Origin of the sequence: Paraburkholderia aspalathi (assembly GCF_900116445.1) — a bacterium.
GTDB lineage: Bacteria > Pseudomonadota > Gammaproteobacteria > Burkholderiales > Burkholderiaceae > Paraburkholderia > Paraburkholderia aspalathi.
In genome coordinates this window covers 337,902-364,251 of record NZ_FPBH01000002.1, presented here as the reverse complement: position 1 = coordinate 364,251, position 26,350 = coordinate 337,902, and the positions used below count along the sequence as shown (strand labels likewise).

Here is a 26,350-nt window from a genome sequence, read left to right as displayed (position 1 = left end):
GCGAAGTATTAACGCTGCGTTTACGCGGATTTTCCTAAATTTCACGGTGCAGGAGTCCCCTGTGGGAGACCGGACCATGGATCTGCTTTACCTCATCGCCATCATTGCATTCAGCGGCCTCGTCGCGGGCTTCGTGATTGGCTGCGACAAGCTTCACCGCGCCCCCGGAGGCCGTCCATGACCACCTGGATGACCTGGCTCGCGGCGGCCTCGACGCTGATTCTGTTCGCTTACCTCGTGTATGCCTTGCTACGCGCGGAGGCTCTCGAATGAACTTCAACAACCTGTTTCAGCCCGGCCTGTTCATTGTCGTGCTGATCGCGCTCGCCATCCCGCTCGGACGTTACATGACCGCCGTGGTGGACGGTTCTTCGGTCGTCGTGCGCCGGATAGGGCGTCCGATCGAAACCGCGCTCTACAAGCTCGCTGGGGTCGACCCCAGCGCCGAAATGTCATGGAAGCACTACGCGCTGGCCGTGCTGGTCTTCAACACGCTCGGCGTGCTCGCGGTGTACGGATTTCTGCGTTTGCAACAATGGCTCCCCGCGAACCCGCAGGGCTTCGGACCGATGACACCCGACGCCGCGTTCAACACGGCGGTCAGCTTCGTGACCAACACGAACTGGCAGGACTACACGCCGGAATCGACCGTCAGCTATCTGACGCAAATGGCCGCGCTGACGGTGCAGAACTTCCTTTCGGCCGCCACCGGCATTGCTGTCGTGATCGCGCTGATTCGCGGTTTCGCGCGCCATACGGCCGCGACGATCGGTAATTTCTGGGTCGATCTGACGCGTGTCACGTTGTATATCCTTGCACCGCTCGCGACGGTCATTGCGCTCGTCCTGATCAGTCAAGGGGTGCTTCAGAACTTCAAGTCATACGAAGACGTGCCGACGCTGCAGGTGACGACGTATCAGACGCCGAAGACCGACGCCCAGGGCAATCCCGTCAAGGACGCCAAGGGCAACCCGGTGATGGTGGACAACAAGGCCGACAAGCAGACCATCGCCATGGGGCCGGTTGCGTCACAGGAAGCGATCAAGATGCTCGGCACCAACGGCGGCGGCTTCTTCAACGCCAATTCCGCGCATCCGTACGAGAACCCGACGCCGTTCGCCAACTTCGTTCAGATGATAGCGATGCTCGTTATCCCTGCTGCGTTGTGCCTGGTGTTCGGCCGGATGGTGGGCGACAAGCGCCAGGGCTATGCGGTGCTTGCCGCGATGACGATTGCGTTTGCAGTTGCCTGTTGGGGCGAGATTTCGTCTGAGCAGAACGGCAATCCGCTGTATGCGTCGCTGCATGTCGATCAAACGGCGTCGGCCGCGCAAACGGGCGGCAACATGGAAGGCAAGGAAACCCGCTTCGGCATCGCGCAGTCCGGCATCTTTACCGTGGCGACCACTGCCGCCTCGTGTGGCGCCGTTCTCAACACGCACGATTCGTTGACGCCGATGGGCGGCTTCGTTCCGCTCCTGCTGATCGAACTCGGCGAGGTGATCTTCGGCGGCGTGGGCTCGGGCCTGTACGGCATGCTCGTGTTCGCCTTGCTCGCGGTGTTCGTGGCCGGCCTGATGATAGGGCGAACGCCGGAATACATCGGCAAGAAGATCGAGTCGTACGAGATGAAGATGGTGTCGATCGCCGTGTTGCTCACGCCGCTGCTCGTGCTGGTCGGCGCGTCAATCGGCGTGCTGACGGCGGCCGGCGTGGCGGGTGTCTCCAATCCCGGGCCGCACGGGTTCTCCGAGATTCTCTACGCCTACAGTTCGGCCGCCAATAACAACGGCAGCGCTTTCGCGGGCCTCTCGGTCAATACGCCGTTCTACAACAGCACGCTGGCCATCGCCATGTGGTTCGGCCGCTTCGGCTCGATTGTGCCGGTGCTGGCAATCGCCGGATCGCTCGCCGCAAAGAAACGCATCTCCGCGACCGCCGGCACGCTGCCGACGCACGGCCCACTGTTCGTCGTGCTGCTGCTCGGCACGGTGGTGCTGGTCGGCGCGCTGACGTACGTGCCTGCACTGGCGCTCGGCCCTGTCGTTGAACATCTGATCATGGTCGCGGGACATTGACTGAGAGGACAGCATGACTAACGGACTCCAACCGCCGGTTCATCAGCCGGGCAACATCGGTCAGGCGCGCAACGCGGCGCGCTCGATGTTCGACCCGTCGATTGCCCGGCCGGCGCTCGTCGATTCGTTCAGGAAGCTCGCACCACGCCATCAGTTGCGTAACCCGGTGATGTTCTGCGTATACATCGGCAGCATTCTGACGACCATTCTGTGGGTCGCCGCGCTCGCCGGCCAGGCCGAGGCGCCTGCGGGTTTCATTCTGGCGATCGCGCTCTGGCTGTGGTTTACCGTGCTGTTCGCCAACTTTGCGGAGGCGCTCGCTGAGGGGCGCTCGAAAGCGCAGGCGGCTTCGCTGCGTGGCGCGAAGCGCGACGTGATGGCGAAGAAGCTGCAGGAGGCGCATCCCAAGTCGCCGATCCGCATTACGACGGCCACCGATCTGCGCAAGGGCGACGTCGTGCTGGTGGAAACCGGCGACGTGATTCCGGCTGACGGCGAAGTGATCGAAGGCGTCGCGTCGGTCGACGAGTCGGCGATCACGGGCGAGTCCGCGCCGGTGATCCGCGAATCGGGCGGCGATTTTTCGTCGGTGACGGGCGGCACGCGCGTGCTGTCGGACTGGATCGTCGTGCGCGTCAGCGTGAATCCGGGCGAGGCCTTCCTCGACCGGATGATCGCGATGGTGGAAGGGGCGAAACGTCAGAAAACGCCGAATGAGATCGCCTTGACGATCCTGCTGGTCGCGTTGACGCTCGTGCTGCTGTTCGCAACCGCGACGCTGCTGCCGTTCTCGATGTTCTCGGTCGAAGCCGCGAAAGCAGGGCATGTAGTCACGATTACCGCGCTGGTCGCGCTGCTGGTGTGTCTGATTCCGACCACCATCGGCGGTCTGCTTTCGGCGATCGGTGTAGCGGGCATGAGCCGGATGATGCAGGCGAACGTGATCGCCACCTCGGGCCGTGCTGTTGAAGCCGCAGGCGACGTCGATGTATTGCTGCTCGACAAGACCGGCACGATCACGCTCGGCAATCGCCAGGCGTCGGCTTTCACACCTGCGCCGGGCGTCACGGAGGAACAGCTCGCCGACGCGGCGCAGTTGTCTTCACTCGCGGACGAAACACCGGAAGGGCGCAGCATCGTCGTGCTGGCCAAGCAGCGCTTCAATATCCGCGAACGCGATATGCACGCATTGCAGGCGACGTTCCTCGCGTTTAGCGCACAGTCGCGCATGAGCGGTGTCGATCTGCCCGACCGTGAGATTCGCAAGGGCGCGTCCGACGCGATCAAACACTATGTCGAGGCGCACGGCGGCCGTTTTCCGGCTGAGTTGACGGCTGCGGTGACGGAAATCGCACGGCGCGGCAGCACGCCTTTGGTCGTCGCGCAGCAAGTGCGCGGCGAGAGCGGCGCACGCTGCATGGGCGTGATCGAGTTGAAGGACATCGTCAAGGGTGGCATCAAGGAGCGCTTCGCCGAACTGCGCAAGATGGGCATCAAGACCATCATGGTGACGGGCGACAACCGCCTGACCGCAGCAGCGATCGCCGCCGAGGCCGGCGTGGACGATTTCCTCGCCGAGGTGACGCCTGAGGCCAAGCTCGCCACGATTCGCTCGCACCAGTCTGAAGGCCGTCTGGTGGCGATGACCGGCGACGGTACCAACGACGCCCCTGCGCTTGCGCAAGCGGACGTGGCGGTGGCGATGAACACCGGCACGCAGGCGGCGAAGGAAGCCGGCAACATGGTCGACCTCGATTCGAATCCGACCAAGCTGATCGAGATCGTCGAAATTGGCAAACAGATGCTGATGACGCGCGGCTCGCTCACCACGTTCTCGATTGCGAACGACGTGGCCAAATACTTCGCGATCATCCCGGCGGCGTTCGCGACGACTTATCCGCAATTGCGTGTGCTCGACGTGATGCATCTGAGCTCGCCGTCGTCAGCCATTCTCTCGGCGGTGATTTTCAATGCGTTGATTATCGTTGCGCTGATTCCGCTGGCACTCAAGGGCGTGAAGTACCGGCCGCTCGGCGCGGCGTCGCTGCTGCGCCGCAATCTGCTGATCTACGGGCTGGGCGGCATTCTGCTGCCATTCCCGTTCATCAAGCTGATCGATATGGTGCTGAACGTGTTCGGCTGGGTCTGACCCAATAGAGTGAACATCATGAAAACGCTGATTCGCCCGGTACTTGTTCTGTTCATCCTGATGACGGTGATCACCGGGGTGATCTATCCGATCGTTGTGACCGCAATTGGTCACGCAGCCTTCGCGGCTCAAGCAAACGGCAGCATGCTCGAGAAAGACGGCAAAGTGGCCGGCTCCGCGCTGATCGGTCAGCAGTTCGATGCGCCGTACTATTTCTGGGGACGCCTGTCGGCTACCTCGCCGCAGCCCTACAACGCACAGAACTCGGGTGGTTCGAACCTTGGCCCGACCAATCCCGCGCTCGCTGACGAAATCAAAGGCCGTCTCGATGCGTTGAAGGCAGCAGGCAACGACATGTCGCAACCGGTGCCGGTGGATCTCGTGACGTCGTCGGGCAGCGGCCTCGACCCGGAGATCAGTCCGGCCGCGGCCGCCTATCAGGTGGCGCGCGTGGCGCAGGCCCGCGGCCTGCCGGTCGATCAGGTGATCAATCTTGTTGGGCGCAATACTTCGGGGCGGCAGTTCGGCATTTTCGGCGAGGCACGCGTGAACGTGCTGAAGCTCAACCTGGCTTTGGATGACCTCAAGCCGATGCATTGAGCCTGCGGATGAGCGATCCCACCGTAACAGTCGTTGTGATCGACGCGGACAAAGCTATCCGCCGCTTCATTCGTACTAGCCTCGAAGCAGCCGGCATGAGTGTCTTCGACGCGCAGACCGGCGCACAAGGTTTGGCGCAGGCGGCGACGCGGCTGGCGGATCTTGTCATCATCGATCTGAGTTTGCCGGACATGGACGGCATCGAGGTGATCCGCGAGTTGCGCGGCTGGTCCGCGATGCCGGTGATCGTTCTGTCCGCGCGAAGCCGCGAAGAAGACAAGGTTGCCGCGCTCGATGCCGGTGCCGACGATTACCTCACCAAACCGTTCGGCTTACCCGAACTTAGCGCGCGGATCAGAGCGCATTTGCGCAGGCAGGCCAGCGGCGACAGGGTCGGCGTGCCTCAGGTTCAGTTCGGCCTCGTCACAATCGATCTCGGCGAGCGCAGGGTCGTGCGCGGCAGCCGGATCGTCCATCTCAGCCCCACCGAATATCGACTGCTCTCCGCGCTGGTGCGCCATCCAGGCCGCGTATTGACGCACGAGCAACTGCTCGGCGAGGTATGGGGCCCATTGCAGACCGACAACCACCACTACCTGCGTATCTACATGGGGCATCTGCGGCATAAGCTCGAGCGCGATCCGGCGCATCCCGAACATATCGTCACCGAAGCCGGCGTGGGCTACCGGCTGGTCGGCGTGCGGTGATTTTCACAGGATTTTTATATCGCCGGCGGCAATCGATTCTCGGCCTTTACGGCGAGGTCCGTATAGTTCGAGTCTGGCGTTTCGCCGCAAGAAAAATCTGGGTTTTGCTGGAGGGGTGTATGGCAGTCAAACAAACAAAGGGCAACGTGACCGTGGAGGCTTGCGTGTTTTCCGCACAGGGTTTTGACCTGCCATGACGCCCTCAAGACACGCCATGATATTCAGGGGAATGTGCAAGGTCGTCGCCATTGCCTTCGTCACCAATCAGGTTCTCACAACGATTTTTACGTACGTCGCGCAGCAACTCGATGCGACGCTGCCTCACGAAACGATCTGGCTGTTCAGTTGCGTGACATGCGGGCTGCTGACGCTGTGGCTGCAATCCGATGCACGGCGCGCGTTCGGCTTCGCGCGGGCGAAAGGTTTTGTGAAGACGGGCGGTGACAGGAAACAGGAATTGCAGATTGCAGAGGATTGTCCGAAGCGGTGGCTGGTGATCTTGCATATCGAGCTGAATCCGGCTGCGATACAGGCATCGTGAAGATGCCTTTCGTCGCCGTGTAATTTGCGCGCGTGCGTGCTGCAAAAACAGCAGTTTTTTTACACGACATTAATGCCGCTTTCGCTAAGCTCAAAGTACAAAGTACCCGCCAGGAGTTCTCGATGATACGAATGCTGATCCCTGTTCTCGACCACGGCGGCGCGATAGAAGCCGCGCGCTATGCGGCGTTCATGTTTCTGGAGCGCGGCGTAACTGAAGTCGAACTGCTTGAAGTGCTCGAGCCTGTCGATCAGGGGCGCGCTGCAGCCTTCCATACTCGAAGCTCGCTGGTGCGGATGGAAAAACACGCCATGCTCAAGGCGCTGATCGATGCCCGCACCATTCTCGAAGAAGCGGGCGTGCCATACCACTGGAAGCGGGTATTCGGCCACCGCACGAAAGCGATTGCCGACTATGCGGCAACGACCCAGCCGGACGTCATGGTGATCGACGCGAGCCATATGGGCTTCTTTAGAAGACTGGCCATGTTGGCGTCGCTGTCAAGGCGCACGGTTACTCCAGTAACGATGGTCCACTGAGTCATCCCACGTTCATCGGCAGCAGCACCATCTGTTTGCCATGCTGGTGCAGACGTGTCTGGATTTCCAGCGGTGTGTGATTGTGAAGCCACCGCGTCAGGATATTCACCCGTTTGAAAATCAGTTTGCTGGCGAAGCACACGCTGTTCGGGAACTCCTCCATGGCGGTCCCGGTCAGTCCGACGAATTCTTCCACAGGATCGGTGCCGAAAGCGATCCTGTATTCGGCGGCCATTCCGTGCCGGCGGCACTGCGCCACATAGTATTCGAGCGCTGCTGAAATCGTTTGCCGCAACTGCTCAAGGTGCTCCGCACCTTCGTAGCTTTGCGCGTCCACTTCGCCGACTGCGAGAAATATCACGTTCCTGAAGTGGTCCGGGAACAACCGGTTCACCCATAGCAGGGCATGCATGCTGGCGCCGCGGTGTTTGCCGACGAGCAGAATAGCAGTCGGCAGGGATGGGTCCGGTTTGAGCGCCGCCGCCGCTTCGCTGACCTCGGGCGGAGCGCCGGTGAAGAGGGCATCTTCCTTCGCAATCAGTGCGCGGGTTTCGCTGTAGTGCCGTTTGATGGCGAAACACAGCGCCACCACGGCGCCGGTCACCAGGACCGTCAGCCAGCCACCCTCCGTGAACTTCTCGATCAGCGTGATCACCAGCACGGTGCTGGTGACCGAAAGCCCCAATGCGGATAGCGCGAAGTGCGTCAGCCAGTTTTCGCCTTCATGGCGATGGCCCCACCAGTAAATGCACAGTCCCAGCAGGGAGAGGCTGAAAGTCAGGAACACGTTGATGCTGTACAGCACCACCAGGATCGACACGTCACCGTGCGTCCAGATCAGGATGGCGAGGCTCGCCAGCCCCATCACGACGATGCCGTTCTGTCTGACCAGCCGCGCGGACAGATCACGGAAATGGCGCGGCACCCACGAATCCGACGCCATGTTCGACAGCACAGCCGGCCCATCCAGGAAGCCGGTTTGTGCGCCGACCAGCAGCAGACCGGCTTCGAAGGCCAGCACCGCGGCAAGCAGCGCATGCCGTGCGAACGCGGAGCCGAGCCCGAGATGGTCGATGACACTGCCGAATACCACCGCGTTGAGCGTTTGACCTTCTACCGCCTGAGCATGCCACAACATGTACAGCAGAATGATGCCGCCGGCCGTGAATGCGAGCGACGTGGACATGTAGAACATCGTCGTCCTTCCGTTCGGCACGCGCGGTTCGGCCAGCATGTTGACGTTGTTCGACACGGCTTCGAGGCCCGTATACGTGCCGCCGCCTAACGAGAACGCGCGCATGAGCAAGGCCACCACCACGAGGGGGCCGACCGCGTGCGACATGCTGTGCGCCTCGCCGATCGCGCCCGGCACGACGGCGGCCAGATGATCGCCGTGCACCGCGATGCCGTACACGATGAGGCCGAGATGCAGCACCACGAAGCCGAGGAAGATCGGCAGCAGCACCATGATCGACTCGCGCATGCCGCGAAAGTTGAGGCCTGTCATCAGGACGATGAGGATGAGCTCGGTGGCGAGCTTGAACGCCTGTGCGCTCACCGGCAGCAAGCTGAAGAAGGCATCGACGCCGCTTGCAAGCGAGGTCGCGACGGTCAGGACGTAGTCGACCAGCAGCGCGGCGCCTGACACCAGCCCTGGATGCGGGCCCAGTAATGCGGTCGCAACGCGATAGCCGCCGCCACCGGTGGGGAACAACTGGATGACCTGGTTATAGCCGAGCGCGATGATGAAAACTGTCGCTGCGGTAGCCAGTGCGAGAAACACGGCAAGCGAGGTGTGCTGGCCGAGCGCGAGGAAGGCTTCTTCAGGCCCATAGCATGACGACGACAACCCGTCGGCACCGAGACCCACCCAGGCTAGCAGCGGCGTGACAGCGATCGCGTGACGAGTCCGGGGATCGAGCGGATCCAGCGGCTTGCCGACTATCAGGCGCCAGAAGTTAGCGAAGACGGCCATGTCCCCTCCAGGCCCGGTCAGGCGTGCCGGTGTGACTGCTGTTGTCTATGGTTCGACGCCCGAATGGTTCGGGCGTAAGGAGAATGACAAGTAGCGACCGCGGCTGCGGTCATCGGCGATCGACAACGAAAATGTAGGGCAGTTTCGCGCGGTGTGCCAGTGGACTATACCCGAGAACAGGTGTAGTCAGGATATCGAAAGGAAAATGGGCGTGATTTTATCCAGGCGTAATTATTGTCCTGTATAGCCCACGGGTGCTGTGTACTTGCCCTGGATCGCATTGGCGTTCGCGAGCACCACGTAAATCGGCGACTCGGTCAGCGCGAGATTCGCGACGCCGTTCGTGTAGCTCACCGAGCTTACATTGCCCATCATGTCGATGACGCTTACGGTGCCGTTCGTGCCGGTCGAGTTCACGGTCAATGCATAGGTGGTGCTATAGGTCGAACTGTAGGTGCCCGATGACGTCGGCCAGTTCGAATTGTTGTGCGTCCAGAGCGCCGCGATCACCGGTCCTGAGTTCAGTTGCTGGAATGCATAGCCATACACCATCGAAGGAAGCCCGTTGAGACGCCCGAGCGTTTGCGTGCCGTCGAGGACGCGCGTTAGTGCGGCGAACGCGAGCGCTTCTGGTTTGGGACTCAGATTCGTCGCGCCATATTGCCCTTGCGGATCAGCGAGATCGAAGAACGTGCCGATGCCCACGTCAGCCGGATAGTCCGAGCCGTAGAAGAAGTAAGTGACCTGTGCACCTTCGCCAAGAATGATGAGGTGCGCGCGCAATGCAACTGCAGCTTGCCCATATAGCTGGTTCGCCGGCGGATAACTCGGCCCATAAGCGGCGCCGGCGTCGTAGGTGATGCCGAGCTCGGTCATCCACAAGCGCATGTTCGGCTTGACCAACTGCATCTGCGAACGCAACGACCTCATCTGCTGATCGAGGGCGTTCGCGACGTTCGCGGGATTCGGATCGGTATCGTATTGTTCGGGCGGGTGTCCCGCAAACGTGCCGGCGTTGTAATAGCCGTGCGTCGTCACACCGTCGATGTAATTGCCGAGCCCTAGCGATGCGTAGGTGGCGAGATATCCCTGCGTACATTGCGTCGAGCAGTTTGCGGGAAAGACGTTGGTCGTGCCCATCACGACCGCGTTCGGATCAGTCGAATGCAAGCCTTTATAGGCCGCCGCGTACATCGCGACGAAATTGGCGGTCGAATCGACCCATTGGGGCTCCCACGTCACCTGATAATAGTTGTATTGCTGATTGGGAAAATACTGTTGACGGATCGCAGCGCTGTCGGTGCCCACGCGCGCCATGTAGTTCTGGTAGTAGGTTTCGTTTGACGGTGCGTTGGTGTCGTCCTGAAACGCGCCAGTCGGACTCGCCCACCCGGGAATGCCGTCCAGCCTGATGAGCCGCATGATCTTGCCGTTCGTATAGAACGGATCGAGATCCGATAAGGAAGGCGTCCACGTATTCGCCGCATTGGGCTCCATGGCGGACAGTTCACGGTCGTCGATCGTTTGGGAGATGCCGAGCGCTGTGAGCATCGCGCCATTGTCGTTGAAGCCCTGCATGCCGAAGCGGTGCTGCTCCTGATGCGCGTAGCTGACTGCCGGTATCGTGCTGGACAGGTTCGGCAAGATGCCGAACGTGGCGATGCCGGTTGGACGTGTGCCGAATTGCGGCAGCGTGCCGCCTGAGTGCGACAGCGTCGCCGTGATCGCGAAGTAACCCGCCGCGCTGCTCTGGCACGACAGCGTGCTAGTCCGCGTCCCGCTCGCAACGGCGAACGAACCGCTGCCTTTTATGTTGCCTAGCTGATCCTGCATCGACCAGACGACGGTGTCCGCCGATGTCGCCGCGGTGACGAACGACACCTGGAAGCTGCTGCCTTGATTGAAAAGGCGTGTGCCGTTGCTGCTTGGCGTGTCGGTGACGATCAGGCCATTGGCGGTGCCTCCGGCTGCTGACGTCGGTGCTGCGCAGGCGATGGCGGATACCGGCGTAGGCGTAGGCGTAGGCGTCGGTGTTGGAGTCGGCGTCGGCGTTGGGGTTGGCGTCGGTGTGGGTGTCGGCGTTGGCGTCGGCGTTGGCGTCGGCGTTGGCGTCGGTGTGGGTGTCGGTGTCGGTGTTGGTGTTGGTGTCGGTGTCGGTGTCGGTGTCGGTGTAGGTGTAGGTGTAGGTGTAGGTGTAGGTGTAGGTGTAGGCGCCGGTGCAGGTGTCTTCGGAATCCAGCAGAACTTCGAAACCCCGTACGCCGGGTCGGTACCAAAAGCCGTATTGCTGCAAGTCACGCCATTGGTGAAAACTTTGCTCACGTTATTGGCAGTCGTACTCGCGCCATAAAGCACGGTCATCTTGCCGCTGAACGAACAGCGCGCGTTCTCGACGGCACACTGCGTCCACGCACCAGAGGGACTCGGCGTCGGAGCAGGGGTGGGGGTTGGCGTCGGAGTAGGAGTCGGCGTGGGCGTGGGCGTGGGTGCCGAAGTGCTTTTGTACCAGCAACTCTTCCCATACCCGAACGCTGGGTCCGTACTCGACACCGCTCCCGTCGAGCACTGCACCCCGCCCGTGAACGGCCCATTGATATCGTATTGAAGCGTAGGCGACGTGGTGCCGTAGACGACGTTCGCCGTGCCTGTGAATGAACAGAATTGACCCTCGGCCGCACAGTACGTGTACGTTGTTCCGCTGATCGTCAACGAGCTTTGCGCGTGGGCAGCGCCAACCAGCATCCCGCCGACCGGCGCAAGCATCATGAGCGCGCGTTTCATTTCGGACTCCGCGAATAGATGTCGTCGGAGATGCCCGCGCGTCAATTGAATGCGTCGAGGCACTCCGAGGCGTGATCACTGCTGGGGAGCGAAGACAACGAGCTTCAGTTAAGGCGATTTGACAGTCCGGTAACGGACAACAAAAAGCTCTTTCCGGCAAAATCGACTTGCACTCACGTTTTAAACGTAGATTTTTCTCGATTAAGTCCTATTCGTATGAATAAATCCGGTAGATAGACGCGCTTTTCGGCCACAAAAGCAGCCACGCAAGTAGCTCTTACTTCCAGAAAACGTTCGTTTTGACACTGCTTCAACCTTCTCCCGTCCAGCTTGACAGTGCTTGACTGTCCCTTTTTGCCATCGTCCCGATAATTGCCCCCGGCGCGGTCGGTTTGAGCGCAACGCCATCGCTGAACCCGCCACACACACGGTCTTTCAATACGACGCATTACTTATCAATGGGGATAACCATGAAATTCACGCGCTCAGGCGTTCTCGCTACGGCCATCGCTGCAGCAGCCGTCATGCCGGCCGTTTCGCACGCAGCCGACGGCACCATCACATTCAACGGCCAGATCACCAGCCAGACCTGCACGATTAGCGGTAACGGCGGCGGCAAGAACTTCACCGTTACGCTGCCGACTGTCTCGACTTCGGCGCTCGCCACTGCGGGCACGACCGCGGGCCGCACGCCGTTCAACATCGCACTTTCGAACTGCACGCCGAATTCGGGCAACGTGTCGACTTATTTCGAACCGGGCGCCACGGTCGATACGACCACGGGCCAACTGATCAACGCTTCGGGCACGGCGACCAACGTCGAAATCGGCCTGCTCAACGGCGACAGCAGCGTGATCACGCTGGGTGCCGCGCAGGCCTCGCAGAACTCGAAGGCAGTCGCGCTGGCAAGCGGTGCGGCCACGCTCAAGTACTTTGCGCAATACGTGGCAACCAATGGCGCATCGACGGCAGGTACCGTCAATACGACCGTTATGTACTCGATCGTCTACCAGTAAAAGCAGGACGCTACGGGGCGGTAGCCGGCGCCCGCGAGAGGCGCCGGCTGTCGAGGAGAACAGAGCGAACCACGAGTTCGCCACGCAATCAGGATAACGAAATGGCAATGCGAAAGAATTTATCAAGGGCGATGACGGTTTTCGCATTGTCGTGGTTGGTGAGCAGCGCGCATGCGGGTGTCGTGATCAGCGGCACGCGCGTGATCTATCAGGCAAAAGAGCGTGAAGTAACCGTCAAGCTCAGTAACGAAGGTGACGCACCAGCGCTGGTTCAGGTGTGGCTCGACACCGGCAATCCGAACGCGATGCCGGACGAATCGAAGGTGCCGTTCACCTTGTCGCCGCCGCTTTTTCGCCTCGATCCGAAGAAAGGGCAGAGCCTGCGCCTGATCTACACGCAGGAACCGTTGCCGCAAGACAAGGAGTCCCTGTTCTGGCTCAACGTGCTTGAAGTGCCGCCGCGCGCGGCAGCGAGCACCACAGCGGACGATCCAAATTCGCTGCAGCTGGCGTTCCGTTCACGCATCAAGCTGTTCTTCCGTCCGGCGGGGCTGCCGGGCAATGCGGACGAAGCGGCCGCGAAAGTCAGCTGGAAATTCGTGCGCAAGGACAACGGCGCCTACGCGCTCGAGGCGACCAATCCGACGCCGTATCACGTGACGTTCAGCAAGATCGTCGCGAGCGAGAGCACGACGAGCTGGACCAGCGACAAGGGCGGCATGGTCGACCCGGGCGCGAGCGCGGACTTCGACATTGGCAACGTTGCACCGCTCGCCGACGTGCCGGCGCAAGTCGACTACACCTTCATCAACGACTACGGCGCCGGCGTCACCGGCAAAACGCTGCGCGACGGGACCCGCAAGTAATCATGCGCACCCGGGAATATTCTTCGCGGCCGCGAGCCGGAAACTGGTTCGCGCTCAGGCGCAGCCATGCCGTGATGCTCGGCGCGCTGGCCGCATGGGGCGCGACGCCCGCGTTCGCCGACTCCACGATGCTGGCCGACGTGCAGTTCAACAGCGAATTTCTGATGAAGCCGAAAGGCCAAAGCGTCGACGTGTCGCGTTTCGAGCGCGGCAATCCGGTGCAGCCCGGCGAGTACACCGTCGACCTCTACGTCAACGGAAACTGGGTCGGCCACGACACGCTGCGTTTCGTGGCACGGGACGGCGCGGGGAACGCCGTGCCGTGTTTCAGCAAGGCGCTGATCGAGCGCCTCGGTCTGGACTTTTCGACGCTGTCGGACAAGGGCCGCAGCGAACTCGCGAAAGCCCAGGCGGGCGAGTGCGCGAACGTTGCCAATCTCGTCGACGGTGCGTCGCAATCCTTCGATCTGTCCGATCTGCGGCTCGATCTGAGCATCCCGCAGGCGGCGCTGCTGCGCAATCCGCAAGGCTACGTGAGTCCCGAGTTCTGGGACGAAGGCGTGACCTCGGCCACTTTGGGCTACAACCTGAATTCGTTTCGCGTGACGGGTTCGGGCTCCGCGGGGTTGTCCAATACACAGACCTATCTCGGCCTGAATAGCGGCGTCAATGTAGGCAGCTGGCACTTCCGGCAAAATTCCGCGCTGACGTGGCAATCGAACGGACCGCGCACGTATCAGAACATCGCGACGTACGTGCAGCACGATCTGCCGTCGATTCGCAGCCAGTTGACGCTCGGCGACGCCTTTACCGACGGCGCAGTGTTCGACAGCATCGGCATTCGCGGTGTCGAACTCGCGAGCGACGACCGCATGTTGCCGGACTCGCTGCGCGGCTATGCACCGCTGATTCGCGGTGTGGCGATGACCAATGCGCGCGTGAGTGTCACGCAGAACGGCAACAAACTGTACGAAACGACCGTCGCACCGGGCGCATTCGAGATCAATGATCTGTATGCCACCGGCTACGGCGGCAACCTGCTCGTCACCGTCACTGAAGCCGACGGCAGTCAGCATAGTTTCTCCGTGCCCTATGCGTCGGTCGCGCAGTTGCTGCGTCCGGGCATCACGCGTTTCAATGTCGCCGCGGGCCAGCTTCGCGATGCGCAGGTCAATCAGCACGACAACCTCCTTCAGGGGACGGTGCAGCACGGTTTCAACAACGTCATCACCGGCTACGCGGGGACGATTGTTGCGGACGGCTATCTCGCCGGGCTGCTCGGCGCAGCGGTCAACACGCCATTGGGCGCGGTTGCGTTGGACGTAACTGAGGCGCGCGCCAACATTCGCGGCGTGACCAACACCACCGGCCAGAGCGTGCGAATCAGCTACAGCAAGCTGGTGCCGACCACCAACACGAACTTCACTGTCGCCGCCTATCGCTATTCGTCGAGCGGTTTCTGGGCGTTGCGCGACGCCATGCTGGCGCGCAGCGCGGTTGCCGCAGGGCAGGACCCGTCCTCGGTGGATCGCCAGCGCAATCAGGTCCAACTGACGATGAACCAGAGCTTCGGCAATGGCTGGGGCAATGCCTATGTGGTCGGCTCGACACTTGACTACTGGAATCGCAGCGGCACCACCACGCAATTCCAGATCGGCTACAACAACGTGTTGCGCGCGCTCGGCACCAACTTCAGCTACAACGTGTCGCTGTCGAGGCAGCGCGACGGCCTGACCGGGCAGATGAACAATCAGATCTTCGCAAGCGTCTCGATTCCGCTCGGCAACGGTCAGCATGCGCCGACCCTCTCGACCAGCTTCACGCACAACAGTCAGAGCGGTTCGTCCGAACAGGCGATGCTGAACGGCTCCGCCGGCGTCGACAACGAATTCACCTATGGCGTGACGGCAAACCATGCGCCGGGCTCGAGTGCGGGCGGCGTGAACGGCCAGTACCGCAGTCCGTACGCGACGCTGGCGGCGAGCGCAAGCGGCGGCTCCGGCTACTCGCAAGTGTCGGCAGGCGTGACCGGCGCGATCGTCGCGCATCCGGGCGGCGTGACCTTCGCGAACGATCTGGGCGACACGATCGGTGTGGTCGAGGCGAAAGACGCGAAGGGCGCCCGCATCACCAATTCGTCCGGTGTGCGCGTCGACAACTTCGGTTATGCAGTGATTCCGTATCTGACGCCGTATAGCCTGAACACGGTCGAAATCGATCCGAAGGGAATTCCGCTCGATGTCGAATTCAAGTCGACCAGCCAGCAGGTGGCGCCGCGTGCCAACTCGGTGGTGATGATTCACTTCGGCACGGTGACGGGCAGGGCAGCGGTGATCTCCGCGCGCTTGCCGAACGGCGCACCGTTACCCTTCGGCGCGACGGTGTACGACGCGAAGGGGCAAGGTGTCGGCGCGATCGGCCAGAACAGTCGCATCTTTGTGCGCGGCGTGGCCGATGAGGGGGCGCTCACGGTGAAGTGGGGGGATGCAGCGGATGAACAGTGTGCCTTCGGTTATCACTTGCCGCCGAAGGGCGAAGATCGCGGCGCGTACGCGCATATCGATGCCGTGTGCGGCGCGGCGGCCGGCATGACGAACCAGGCAGCGGCGGGCTCGTCCGCTGGAGGAAAAGCGCAATGAAGATGTCTCTCTCGTACGGTGCCTTGCGCCGATGCTTCGGTATCCTGATGCTATTCGCTGCTGCATCCACCGGTCTGATCGCCAGCGTACCCGCTCACGCAGCGCTGCAATGCACGATTAGCGGATCGGCGGCGATCAGCTTCGGCACGCTCACCGTGCCACGTGATACGCCAGTCGGCGCGGCAATCGGGCCGGTGCAATCGTCGACCGTTTCTGTTAACTGCCCGTCGAATCCCGGGACGGTGCCACCATACAACAACGGCTGGTATATCCAGTACTACCCGCAACTGACGAGCAGCCCGGTAGCGGGCGTGTGGAACACCGGTATTGCCGGCATCGGCATCAAGGTCGTGGACGTGACCTACGGCAATACGACTTTGTCCTCACTGGCAGTCGGCAAGTGGGGCGATTTCGGCGCACCGATTACGAACACGGCGGCGTTCCAGGGCAGCTTCACGTTCACCTACCAACTGGTCAAAACGGCCGCGCAGGTGACAACGGGTGGCGCGGTGAACATCCCGCAGTTGCTCACGCTGGTTAGCCACAATATTCCCGCCAACATAACGTCGCCGGCTCTCGTGACGATCTCGGTCAACAACACCTCGATTGTCGCGACCACGTGCACGGTGACTACGCCGTCGGTGAGCGTCACGCTGCCTACCGTCAATGCCAGCGCATTGAGCCCCGTCGGCACGACACTCGGCAACACGAACCTCAGCATCGGACTATCGTGTCAGGCCGGCGCGAATGTCTATGTGACGCTGACCGATGCGACCACTCCCGGCAATACGACCAGCAATCTGACGCTGGCGAGCGGATCGACCGCGACGGGTGTCGCGTTACGCGTGCTCAATAGCGGTGGAACGGCAATCAGCTACGGGCCGGATTCGGCGGTAGCGGGCAATCGGAACCAGTGGCTGGTCGGTGCATCGTCGAGCACGACTCGCATTCCGCTGACCGCGCAGTACATTTCCACTGGCACGGTAGGGCCGGGCATCGTGAAGGGGCTCGCCACCTTCACGATGAGCTATCAGTGATGCCTGAATCTACGACGTACGACGCGTTGGCTCGCCAATAACGTGCGGAATCTTTCTAGCCGCGCATACCCAGGTCCGCAAAACTGACGGTTCTCGCTTCGCATGCTTGCGTAAAAGCCGTGTCGTAGCTCGAGAAAAAGACCGTGCGGGTTTCGGCCAGCGTTTTAAACAGATCGACCAGAACGCCACGCGCCGATGCGTCGAGTCCGCCGACTGGTTCATCCGCGATCACGACTTTGGTCTCGCCGAGTACGCCCCCGGTCAGGAAGAATTTCTTGCGCGTGCCAAACGACATCTGCTCGAAGCGCTTGTCGAGATGCGGCTCGAGTCCGAAGCGCTGGGCAAGGTCGAGCGTGTGGCTATCGACTGCTGTCTTTCTCTCCGACGCCACACGCGCCAGATAGTCACGACCGGTCTGCTCCGGATACGTCATGCAGTCTTCGGGCACGTACGTGAGCACGGATTTCGCCTCGCGCGGCGCGGTGCGCAGCGAATGGCCGCCGAGCCACACCTCGCCGGAGTCTGGCTCGATCGTGCCGGCGAGAATGCCCAGCAACGTCGACTTGCCGCTGCCGGATTCATCGTTGAGCGCCACGCATCCTGCCGCCGTGTCGTAATGCAGCCCCTGAAAGATGATGCGTTCGCTATAGCGTTTGCTGAGGTTCTCGAATCGAAGCATGACGTGCGGAGTGGGTCAGCCGAAGAATGTGCAGGACAACGGCAGCGAGGGTTCTTCGGGAAGTTAGCGGTTCGCAAGTGTAGCAGTGCGCTCAGATGCTTTCGCGGCATCCGACAATGACACCACCCGTTGGTGAGGTAAGCGAGGCGACATCCGCGCGCGCGGTGTAAAGTTGCGTCTTTTTGCGCCGTTAAAAAAGGCTTCACCGCAATTCTGCCCATCTCCTGAATACCTCGACGCTTCCCCCGTCGACCGCAATCCATGCAAACAGCTGCCCGCAAAGCGGCCCGACCGTCCCGCGCCGAACTCAGGCGTATCGTCACGGCAATTGTTATCGGTAACGGCTTCGTGGCGTACGACTTCACCGTCTACAGCTTTTCAGCGGTCATTATCGGCAATCTGTTCTTTCCATCGAGCAATCCCGCGTCGTCGCTCTTGCTCTCGCTCGCCACCTTCGGCGCGGGCTTCGTGATGCGCCCGCTCGGCGCGATCATGATCGGCTACATTGCCGACAGCCGTGGCCGCAAAGCCGGCCTCACGGTATCGCTCACGCTGATGACCCTTGGCACGTGGCTGATCGCGTGCTTGCCAGGCTATGCGTCGATCGGTCCGGCCGCGACGGTGTTGATGGTGCTCGCGCGCCTGATGCAGGGGCTCGCCGCAGGCGGTGAGATCGGGCCGGCGTCGGCTTCGCTGATGGAGTCGGTCGCCTACCGGCACCGCTGTTTCATGGTGAGCTGGCGCGGCGCGAGCCAGGGCGCGGCGGCCTTCGCCGCCGCGCTGGTTGGGGCCTGCACGACGGCGCTGCTGTCGCCCGCCGCCGTGCATGACTGGGGATGGCGCGTTCCATTCGTGCTGGGTGGGCTGATCGGACCGGTCGGCTGGTACCTGCGTCGCCGCATGCCGGTGGCCGCGCCGCTGCCGCGTACGCGGCTCAGTCCGAGGCGCATGTTCACGGAGTACCCGCGTCCCTTCGTCTGCGGCCTCCTGATGATGGCGGCGCCTTCGGTGGGCATCTACCTCACTGTTTTCTATATGCCGGCCTACCTGGTTCGTACGCTGCATCGGCCGGCGGCAATCAGTCTCCTGACGGCCTGCCTGTCGGGCCTCGTGATCATGGTGGTGACGCCGCTCGTGGCGCGCGCGGCCGACCGTTTCGTAAGCCGCAAGACGTTGCAGTACGCGGCACTCGTGGCGTCGCTGGTGGCCGCGTGGCCGGCATTCAGGGCGCTGACCCACGGCGTGAGCGACGTTGCCGCGCTCGTCATCATCACGGCGTACGTCGCGCTTGCGGTCAACAATGCCGGTCCGAGTTCCGTGCTGATGATGGAGGCGTTTCCGGTGCATCGGCGCGCGGCGGGAGTTGCGATGATTTACAGCTTCGGCGTCGTCCTGTTCGGCGGATTTTCGCCGTTCCTCGTGACGTGGCTGATCAACCGCACGGGCGATCCGATGGTTCCGGCGTGGTATCTGATGGCCGCGACCCTGCTCACGCTTGCGGCGTTAAGGGCCTTTCCCGAGGCAGAGGCGCCGGATACGAGCCTTGCCGGTGCTTCGCAGCCGCCGGCTTAAACCGGCTTAAATCGGCTTAAGCGCGCTCCCCCAGCGCTCCCTCGTGCCGCGGTGCTGCAGGTCCACGGCGCGCGCCCGCATGTCTTGCGGGCTCATGTCGAAGGCGCGGCGAAACGCGCGTGTGAAATCGGACGCGCTCTGAAAGCCGAGTCCATAGGCGATTTCCGTTACCTGAAGATGCGGGAAACGAACCAGTTCGTCCGCCGCTTCCCGCAAGCGGCGATTGCGGATGTAGGCGCCGAGTCCGCCGTCGTGCTCGAACCAGCGATAGATGGTGGCGCGTTTCAGCTGTAAGGCCTGAACCACGCTGGTCGGTGTGAGGTCGCCCTGATGAAGATTGGCTTCGACGTAACGCCGTACCTGTCCCATCACGGCGGCCTGCATCGCCGCCCGGCTCGCGCCGGTCAGTCGCGCTTCCTTGCGGAAGGCGGCGATCAGCAGTTGGGCGCCGGCATGTAGTGCCTCTGCCGCGCTGGCTGGATCGAGCCTGGGGATTTCCCGGGCGACTGCCGTCATGTGGTCCAGCACAAGACTGGTCAGCGGCGCACCCTGCTGGACGACGCGGCCGTGAATCGCTGTGGCGTCGCGCAGTTCCTCATCCACGATCGCAGCGGGTACGAACAGGCTCAGAAGCCGGCATTCGGGTCGCTCGGCCCGAAACGGTTGATTCAGGTCGAACGCGACGATGCCCTGCACCGAGCCCTGCTCGCTGCGTTTCTTGCGCATGCCCGTGACGTGGCCGACTTCGCCTTCCACGAACAGTTGAAAGGCGTAATCGCGCCGCGAGTCTGTGGAAACCCGCGCGACCGATCGTTCCAGCAGCACCGCGTCCGTGCTGCAGTCCGTAAACACCATGCCGCCGACCGCATAAAGATCGATTTCGCCGCGAAATCCGCCGGCGACCTGTTCCTTCGACGGTGGCACGTCGACCACATGCCCCACGCGCTGGCGCCAGGCCAGAAATTGTTCGTCGGCTGTGAGCGCGTGCGTGCTGAAGCGGCTCGTGGAAATGGCGGAGCGCGATTCGGCTGCGGCGGCAGCAGCCAGGTGCGGCGGTAAGGTGCGCTGGTTCATGGATCGGTTGCTGCGAACAATGCGTGTGATTCCGGCGGGCAGCGGCGGTAACCAGATATTTAACACGCCGTCGTCCAATATTGAGACGGATGGTAAAGCCTAACAAAAAAGCTGCGGTATCGTCGGATGATTAGATGCAGATCGGTTTCATCGACGGCGCCACCATGCGTTTATAACAGGCTCCGCGTTGGAACACGCAAAGCACGCAGAAAGCGCGCCGATTGGCATTCTCGGCGCAATGGGTGCGAGGCCCAGGCTTTTCCGGCGGCCAATTTACGGGGAATCGAAAGATGAGCGGCACGAACAGGCAACCGACCGCCCAACGCGGCGGGCGGCGTCCGTCCAGTCTGGTGGATAGCCAGCTGGAGCATCTTGAGAACATGGTTCAGTACGTGGCACGTGGCGACGCGGCTGGCATGCTGGTGCCGCTAGACCATGAGTACTGGGAAAAGCGCATTCGCGTGCTGGAAGAGACTCATGAGTTGCTTGCCAGCCAGCGCAAACGCGTCATCAAGCTTCTCGACCTGCTCGGAAGTGATGCGCAGATGAAGCTGAGGCGGCGTACCGCTGCCTGAGTTCAGATTTACTGAAGGGAAAGGTTGCGAGGATCGGGGGTAGTTGCAGGAGAGAAGATCGGTGCCACAAGGTACCGGCAATAAAAAAGAAGGACCTGAGAGTGCGGTAATGATGCGGATGGGCTCACAGAGGTTCGCCGCTCAGTTGTGAAACCGATGGGCGTCTTGCCCATCGGACGTTTGGGGGTGTTGCAACACGCACCTCCGGACTTGGCCGAGCAACCGGCTGGGGATCGCCACGAAAGTGTCGTCCTCGCCGGGCGCTCGCTCGGCTCATCCCTGCGTCATACCAACACCTGCCTATATAGCCGCCAGCCTGTTTGGAAGTGCGCCTCTAATATTCCGCGCTTTACTGCAATATTGACCGCTTTTAAATAGGGCGCGGTTACTTTCAGGTATGCAGAATACGCAGTGAATATAGCGCTGATAAACTGTGCGCCGGAACAACAGGTCATCGCTTTCAAGGCGCCGATCGCTCCCCCAAATTCGACGATTTAAATCGCCGGACTACCCACCGCTACCACCTGTATTTGACCAGTATCAGGGCTCCCTTTGGCCCGTTTTTGGAAGTGACTCATGAAGCCGGGAAAGAACTCGCTTGGGAAAAGACGCGCACGCAAGATCGCCATTGGGGTCGGTGCGGTATTAATCGCGGCATTGCTCGCACTCAGCGTTTGGATTTATCAGCAGCGCGACGTGCAGACAACTCCGGCGCTTACCGGCATCGCGAATCAGATGCGTCACGATCCCTCGGCGTGGACACATGACGAGAAAGACGCGTCGCAAATGCTGCGCGATATTCACGACGCCAACGTGGCCGCGATCGGCGTGAGCCCCAACGCGATTCTCGTGTCGAAGCGCGATGGCGCGAAATACTTCGTCACCGACCATAACGCGACGTTTTCGCACGCACTGCTGCTCGGTGAACCCAAAGCTGGCCAGGCCGCGTCCTACCAGCTCGTCTGGCTGCCCGGCGCCGATATTCGCACCGGCGCGTCGCGCTGGGTGCCGGTGTTCAATCAGGTGCGCGACGCGATCAGTTTGCTGTTGCCGCTATTGCTGATCGGCGGCATGGTGTGGTTCATGCGCCGCGAGATGAGAGGCGGCGCGTCGCTTCTCAGCAAGGCGCCTACGCTGCGTTTCGACGACGTGATCGGCGCGGGTGAAGCGAAGGCGGCGCTCGCAGACATCCGCGGCTACCTGTCCGATCCGAAGCAGTTCACCTCGATGGGCGTGCGCGCACCATGCGGCATTCTGATGGTCGGCGGCCCTGGCGTTGGCAAGACGCGGCTTGCCCAGGCGCTCGCCGGCGAATGCGGCGCGAACTTCATTTCGATCACCGGCAGCTACTTCAGTGCGAAGTACTACGGTGTCGGTATCCAGAAGGTCAAACACCTGTTCGAACTCGCGCGCAAGAATGCCCCCACGGTCATCTTCATCGACGAAGCCGATGGCCTCGCCAAGCGTACGGATACCGGCGGCGGTCCCGTCGAAGCCGAGAGCAATCGCATCATCAACCAGCTGCTGGCGGAAATGGATGGCTTCGCTTCGAATGAAGGCGTCATCATCGTCGCGGCCACGAACCATCCCGACAATCTGGACGAGGCGTTGCGCCGACCGGGCCGTTTCGATCGCACAGTGCAGGTCCGTTTGCCCGATCGCGAAGACCGCGCGAAAATTTTCCGCTTCTACGCGGAGAAGCTGAAGTCGAAGGCCGCCGACATCGACTACGACCAGCTCGCTCGCCTGACTACCGGTCTGTCTCCGGCAACGGTCGCGATGGTCGTGAATCAGGCGGGACTGGTCGCGCGCAAAGCCGGTGAGACGGAAATCGCCGCGAAGCATTTCATGGAAGCGATCAAGATTGCGCGCATCGGCGACGTGAGCGGGGCAGAGCGGGCACTGAGCGAAGACGAGCGTACGCGTATCGCGGTGCACGAAGCGGGACACGGTCTTGTCGCCGCGCTGCTCGGCACCGGTGTGCTGGAAGAAGTCACGATCTTGCCGCGTGGCGGAGCATTGGGTGTGGCGCTCATCACCAAGGCGCAAGACAAGCACCTATACCGCGAAACCGAGATCCGCAACGAGATTCAGGTCCTGCTCGGCGGTCGCAACGCCGAAATTCTCACGTTCTCCGAAGCGTCAAGCGGCGCCGCGTCGGATCTGCAGGAAGCGTCGCGCATCAGTCTCGACATGGTGTCGAAGTTCGGCTTCAACCGCGATGGCGATCTGTTCAGCCTCGCGGCGCTGCCGTCGCAGTACGCGGGGCTGCAAATGAAGAGCGCCATCGAGCACGCCAACGTGCTGCTCAAGGAGTTGAACGAGTTGTGCTACGGGCTGCTGCATGCTTATGAGCCCGTGCTGCGCGCCATTGCCGACGAACTGCTCGAGCGGGAGACGGTTCCGGGCGAAGCGGTTTACCGGCTGATCAAAGAGCACAAGAGCGCGCTGAAGATCGTCCACGAGCCGGCTGCCGCTTGATCCGCGTTTGTTCCGTTTTGCCGCCACGAGAGCGGGAACGTCATTTCTTGGGTGGTGGCGTGTCGCCCTTTTGCGGCAGAGGCTGATCGAGACCCGGTTCGACTGGGGTAGGAATGGCGTCGCCGATAGGCTTGGAAACCTCGGTAGGCGGGCTGCCGGGGTCTTCATCCGGCTTGTTTTCGTGCTCGTTCGGGGGATTGGGCAGGTTTGCCATGCTGGCTCTCCGGTGGATTGCTATGAGCAATGAGCAGCAATACGCGTTCCACGGCTGGTGCGCACAGCCCACACCCTTATAAAACCCCGGATTTCCAGACCATTTGCGCAGCGGCTGCCAGAACGAACACCAGAACCAGAACGCGAAACGCTCCCGGCGGCAATCTGTCTCTAAGCGGCCGTACCAACAGTATTCCCGCGATCACCGGCACACTCGCGCAGACCGAAATGACCAGATCGCTCCAGCTGGCATGCGCACCGCCGCTAAACGTGGCAACCAGCGTGATGATCGACACCACCAGAATAATTGCGATCTGCTTGGTAAAGACTTTTCCCGTCGCGCCCGTGGCGATCAGATACATCGCCAGCAAAGGCCCCGGCACCGAAGCGATGCTCTCCATCACCGCCGCCCCGAATCCCAATACGAAGCCCGCCGGTTTCGCCCATCTCGGTGACAGCGTGAGCCGCGGTGAAAGCAACAGGAGCAGCGCCGCAACGATCAGCAATACTCCCGCAGCAGCCTGCGCGCGATGGGGCGCAAGCGAAATCAGTACGCTCACGCCGACGATGTTGCCGATCACCGTACCGATCAAGGGCGCGGCAATGCGCCGGACCGTCGGCAGCATGTCGCCGCCTTCCAGTGCCTGTGGAATATTGCCGAGAATGATCGGCATCGAGAGCAACAGAACGGCCTCCTTGATCGGCATGAACTGGCTGAGAATCGGCATCGCCACCAGCGGCACGCCGATACTCACCACGCCCTTGACCATTCCGCCCAGCAATAGCGCCGCAACAATGCCGACCAGCGCATAAAGGCTGAGCGTCTGCAGGCTCGCGCCAAGCACGCCGTTGGCGAAACTGAAATGAAACATCGTTGAAGTCCGCGAGCCCACCGCGCGGACCAGATGGACCGGAGTTCGCGCGGGCAGTGGCTTGTTTTTATCGTTCGGCCTGTTCAGTGCCTGCGTGTCGCGCAAGGGTCGAAGCAGCCGGCCAGGTGAGGCCGCATGATACCGCGCCCTTACTCATGTCGCATGAAAGCAGAACGTAATGGGTGAGTCCTTCAGGCGGCATCTGAAGCGGTGCTTTTTTCTCTCAACGCATGCCCGTTGCGGGCAGCAAAAGAGGCCGGTGTTTGCGTAGTAGTTGGTGTCGTGGTGTCCAACGGCGCACGCCGTGTTTTCAAGCGAAGAATGGGTGCTTCGATCAGGCGCCAGGACAACACGGCCATCGTCAGTGAAATCACGAATGACGCGACAATTCCGGCGACATGCGCCCACAGCGGCACGGTACCGCCGAAGAACGCCGTGGCGTGGTGGTTGCGGGTCAGGTCCGGAATCAGATTGTGATAGAGATAAAAGCCGTAGCTGATGCGCCCGAAGTTCATCAGCCAGCCGGTTTCGAGCAGGCCGATCACGGCGGCGTTGCGGCAGCACGCAATCGAACACACTAGTGCCGCGATACAGAGGCCATACAAGGCGCTGACCGTCGTGAAGGCAAGCGAACTGTCCAGTTGACTCCACATAGGCTCAGTCGCACAAAAGCCCACCAGGCAAACGCTCAATACGAACAGCGTCATGCCATGCCCGAGCACGATGCGCAAACGGCTCTCGTTCCCGGCGATCATCAAGCCGCCAATCCCGCCCAAGGCGAGCAGCCAGAAGTTGGTCAGCGGATGCGTATAAATCGTGATGTCCTGCCACTGTGCCGCACGCATTGCCAGCAGCGAAACGAGTCCCACCGCGATGATCGCGAGGCACACGGCGCGATGCCGCCGCACCGCAACCAGCAGCAATAGCGGCGCAAACACGAGATAAAACTGCTCCTCGATCGCGAGGCTCCAGAGATGCGAGTAACGCCCCGGCCAGTAATGCAGCACCGAGCCGATCCAGAAGTTCGACAGATAGGCGAAATGAAACGGCATGCCGCTCGCGAGCTCTGGGCTCGCCATCCCGAGCGCCATCAGCACGCACATCACCACCAGCATCAGGTAGTAAATCGGAAAAATGCGCAACGTGCGGCGAAACAGAAAACGCTTCAATTCCAGACCGAACCGGCTGCCGTTTGTTTCGATGCGTGCGCGTTGTGCGGACAGAATACCGATGATCAGAAAGCCGCTTAGCGCGAAGAATATCCACACACCAAGATGACCAATTTCGCCGATGTCGCCGAATAAACGGTGCTGAAAAAAGACCATAAGGACTGCGATCGCGCGCAATCCGTCGAAGCCTGCAATTCTGTTGTTCATGTGGTTATCTTCCAGTGCGAAGGCGGTGCGCAAAGCGCTGCCGTTCAGGGCGAGAGTGGAAGGACCGGAACGTACCGGTGACGGCAAAGTCAACAACGGCGAAGGGAAAACGTCGCAATGACGCTCAGCAAGCCAGGAGATCGAAGATCAGCCCGGCAGCGTGTCCGGTCCACATGAGTGGCCGCCGTCGAGGGGTGGTATCGCGGGAAATGCGCGAGATCCGACGGGCGTGCATTAACCCATCCTACGATGAAAAAAAGCGAAAAAAATCGCGCATCGCAATCGGTGATTTTTTTCAGTGACCTTTACCGATCGTGTTTGTGCTGGATGGTTTGAAAGCCGCAAAACTTGCTGCAAGACTTTCCGCTAACCATGGCATGACAACTCAGTATTACTGCATGCCGACATCTGATTTTCAGATTGCTGGCACTCCGAATGCATTTAGAGGGCGGTTGTCAGCGCGTGTCGAGTTGGCGCACGGTCTTGCTGGGAACGTTTTATTCTCATGGAGTTCCTACATGGAACTCCCTGTGTATGACCGCTTTTCACGGCGCATTGCACGCACGCGCCATCTTGCGAG

At 61.4% G+C, this 26,350-nt stretch carries 22 protein-coding genes; 14 read left to right on the top strand and 8 right to left on the bottom strand.

All coding sequences use genetic code 11. The features are described from left to right. Positions 1 to 177: 177 nt before the first annotated feature. The 7 genes from kdpF to BM438_RS04225 all read left to right on the top strand — a co-directional run bounded on the left by kdpF (position 178) and on the right by BM438_RS04225 (position 6,614). On the top strand, positions 178 to 273 hold the full coding sequence (gene kdpF / locus BM438_RS04255) for a K(+)-transporting ATPase subunit F (protein WP_028193906.1): 96 nt from the start codon (positions 178 to 180) through the stop codon (positions 271 to 273). Further along, a complete protein-coding gene (gene kdpA, locus BM438_RS04250; RefSeq protein ID WP_093633066.1) occupies positions 270 to 2,078 on the top strand; it encodes a potassium-transporting ATPase subunit KdpA in 1,809 nt (602 codons plus the stop codon). Before kdpF ends, kdpA begins: the two co-directional genes overlap by 4 nt. 85 nt (positions 2,079 to 2,163) lie before the next feature. Next, positions 2,164 to 4,227 (top strand): potassium-transporting ATPase subunit KdpB, encoded by a 2,064-nt coding sequence (kdpB, locus tag BM438_RS04245; protein WP_093633250.1) that lies wholly within the window; start codon positions 2,164 to 2,166, stop codon positions 4,225 to 4,227. 18 nt (positions 4,228 to 4,245) lie between these two features. After that, positions 4,246 to 4,827, top strand: a complete 582-nt coding sequence (gene kdpC, locus BM438_RS04240) for a potassium-transporting ATPase subunit KdpC (protein ID WP_093633065.1) — start codon at positions 4,246 to 4,248, stop codon at positions 4,825 to 4,827. A gap of 8 nt (positions 4,828 to 4,835) precedes the next feature. Continuing rightward, on the top strand, positions 4,836 to 5,534 hold the full coding sequence (locus BM438_RS04235) for a response regulator (RefSeq protein WP_093633064.1): 699 nt from the start codon (positions 4,836 to 4,838) through the stop codon (positions 5,532 to 5,534). 214 nt (positions 5,535 to 5,748) lie between these two features. After that, entirely contained in the window at positions 5,749 to 6,075 is a 327-nt protein-coding gene (locus BM438_RS04230; RefSeq protein WP_234486876.1) for a hypothetical protein, read from the top strand. A gap of 122 nt (positions 6,076 to 6,197) precedes the next feature. Next, positions 6,198 to 6,614, top strand: a complete 417-nt coding sequence (locus BM438_RS04225) for a universal stress protein (protein WP_093633062.1) — start codon at positions 6,198 to 6,200, stop codon at positions 6,612 to 6,614. A gap of 1 nt (position 6,615) precedes the next feature. Here the strand turns inward: BM438_RS04225 and BM438_RS04220 are convergent, their stop codons facing one another. From BM438_RS04220 to BM438_RS46095, 3 genes are all read right to left on the bottom strand, one after another. Next, the gene (locus BM438_RS04220; protein ID WP_093633061.1) at positions 6,616 to 8,589 is read right to left on the bottom strand and encodes an APC family permease; all 1,974 of its coding nucleotides are present in this window, start codon (positions 8,587 to 8,589) and stop codon (positions 6,616 to 6,618) included. 231 nt (positions 8,590 to 8,820) lie between these two features. Further along, complete coding sequence (locus BM438_RS04215; protein WP_093633249.1) at positions 8,821 to 10,422, bottom strand: hypothetical protein; 1,602 nt, start codon at positions 10,420 to 10,422, stop codon at positions 8,821 to 8,823. Next, entirely contained in the window at positions 10,355 to 10,882 is a 528-nt protein-coding gene (locus tag BM438_RS46095) for a hypothetical protein (RefSeq protein ID WP_244179241.1), read from the bottom strand. The genes BM438_RS04215 and BM438_RS46095 overlap by 68 nt, the downstream gene beginning before the upstream one ends. Positions 10,883 to 11,840: 958 nt before the next feature. Between BM438_RS46095 and BM438_RS04205 the strand changes: the two genes are divergently transcribed. The 4 genes from BM438_RS04205 (at position 11,841) to BM438_RS04190 (ending at position 16,928) form a co-directional block, all read left to right on the top strand. Beyond that, complete coding sequence (locus BM438_RS04205; RefSeq protein ID WP_093633060.1) at positions 11,841 to 12,386, top strand: fimbrial protein; 546 nt, start codon at positions 11,841 to 11,843, stop codon at positions 12,384 to 12,386. Between the two features lie 107 nt (positions 12,387 to 12,493). Beyond that, positions 12,494 to 13,252, top strand: a complete 759-nt coding sequence (locus BM438_RS04200) for a fimbrial biogenesis chaperone (protein WP_244179240.1) — start codon at positions 12,494 to 12,496, stop codon at positions 13,250 to 13,252. 2 nt (positions 13,253 to 13,254) lie between these two features. After that, positions 13,255 to 15,891, top strand: a complete 2,637-nt coding sequence (locus BM438_RS04195) for a fimbria/pilus outer membrane usher protein (RefSeq protein WP_093633058.1) — start codon at positions 13,255 to 13,257, stop codon at positions 15,889 to 15,891. After that, complete coding sequence (locus tag BM438_RS04190; protein WP_167378296.1) at positions 15,888 to 16,928, top strand: fimbrial protein; 1,041 nt, start codon at positions 15,888 to 15,890, stop codon at positions 16,926 to 16,928. The genes BM438_RS04195 and BM438_RS04190 overlap by 4 nt, the downstream gene beginning before the upstream one ends. Positions 16,929 to 16,983: 55 nt before the next feature. On the opposite strand, the gene BM438_RS04185 is transcribed toward BM438_RS04190, so the two are convergent. Continuing rightward, entirely contained in the window at positions 16,984 to 17,607 is a 624-nt protein-coding gene (locus tag BM438_RS04185) for an ATP-binding cassette domain-containing protein (RefSeq protein ID WP_093633057.1), read from the bottom strand. Between the two features lie 261 nt (positions 17,608 to 17,868). Between BM438_RS04185 and BM438_RS04180 the strand changes: the two genes are divergently transcribed. Beyond that, positions 17,869 to 19,179: an MFS transporter gene (locus tag BM438_RS04180; RefSeq protein ID WP_093633056.1), complete on the top strand. Its 1,311-nt coding sequence runs from the start codon at positions 17,869 to 17,871 to the stop codon at positions 19,177 to 19,179. Between the two features lie 6 nt (positions 19,180 to 19,185). Here BM438_RS04180 and BM438_RS04175 read toward each other — a convergent pair whose 3' ends face one another. Then, the gene (locus BM438_RS04175; RefSeq protein WP_093633055.1) at positions 19,186 to 20,253 is read right to left on the bottom strand and encodes an AraC family transcriptional regulator; all 1,068 of its coding nucleotides are present in this window, start codon (positions 20,251 to 20,253) and stop codon (positions 19,186 to 19,188) included. A 290-nt stretch (positions 20,254 to 20,543) separates the two neighbouring features. Here BM438_RS04175 and BM438_RS04170 point away from each other — a divergent pair, with 290 nt between their 5' ends. After that, positions 20,544 to 20,828: a hypothetical protein gene (locus BM438_RS04170; RefSeq protein WP_093633054.1), complete on the top strand. Its 285-nt coding sequence runs from the start codon at positions 20,544 to 20,546 to the stop codon at positions 20,826 to 20,828. 576 nt (positions 20,829 to 21,404) lie between these two features. Next, positions 21,405 to 23,309 carry an AAA family ATPase gene (locus BM438_RS04165; protein ID WP_093633053.1) on the top strand — a complete coding sequence of 635 codons (1,905 nt, stop codon included), beginning with the start codon at positions 21,405 to 21,407 and terminating at the stop codon, positions 23,307 to 23,309. Positions 23,310 to 23,349: 40 nt separating this feature from the next. On the opposite strand, the gene BM438_RS45330 is transcribed toward BM438_RS04165, so the two are convergent. The 3 genes from BM438_RS45330 to BM438_RS04155 all read right to left on the bottom strand — a co-directional run bounded on the left by BM438_RS45330 (position 23,350) and on the right by BM438_RS04155 (position 25,770). Then, on the bottom strand, positions 23,350 to 23,523 hold the full coding sequence (locus BM438_RS45330; protein WP_167378287.1) for a hypothetical protein: 174 nt from the start codon (positions 23,521 to 23,523) through the stop codon (positions 23,350 to 23,352). Positions 23,524 to 23,599: 76 nt separating this feature from the next. Further along, on the bottom strand, positions 23,600 to 24,394 hold the full coding sequence (locus BM438_RS04160; RefSeq protein WP_093633247.1) for a sulfite exporter TauE/SafE family protein: 795 nt from the start codon (positions 24,392 to 24,394) through the stop codon (positions 23,600 to 23,602). 191 nt (positions 24,395 to 24,585) lie between these two features. Further along, entirely contained in the window at positions 24,586 to 25,770 is a 1,185-nt protein-coding gene (locus tag BM438_RS04155; protein ID WP_093633052.1) for an acyltransferase family protein, read from the bottom strand. Positions 25,771 to 26,350: the final 580 nt, after the last annotated feature.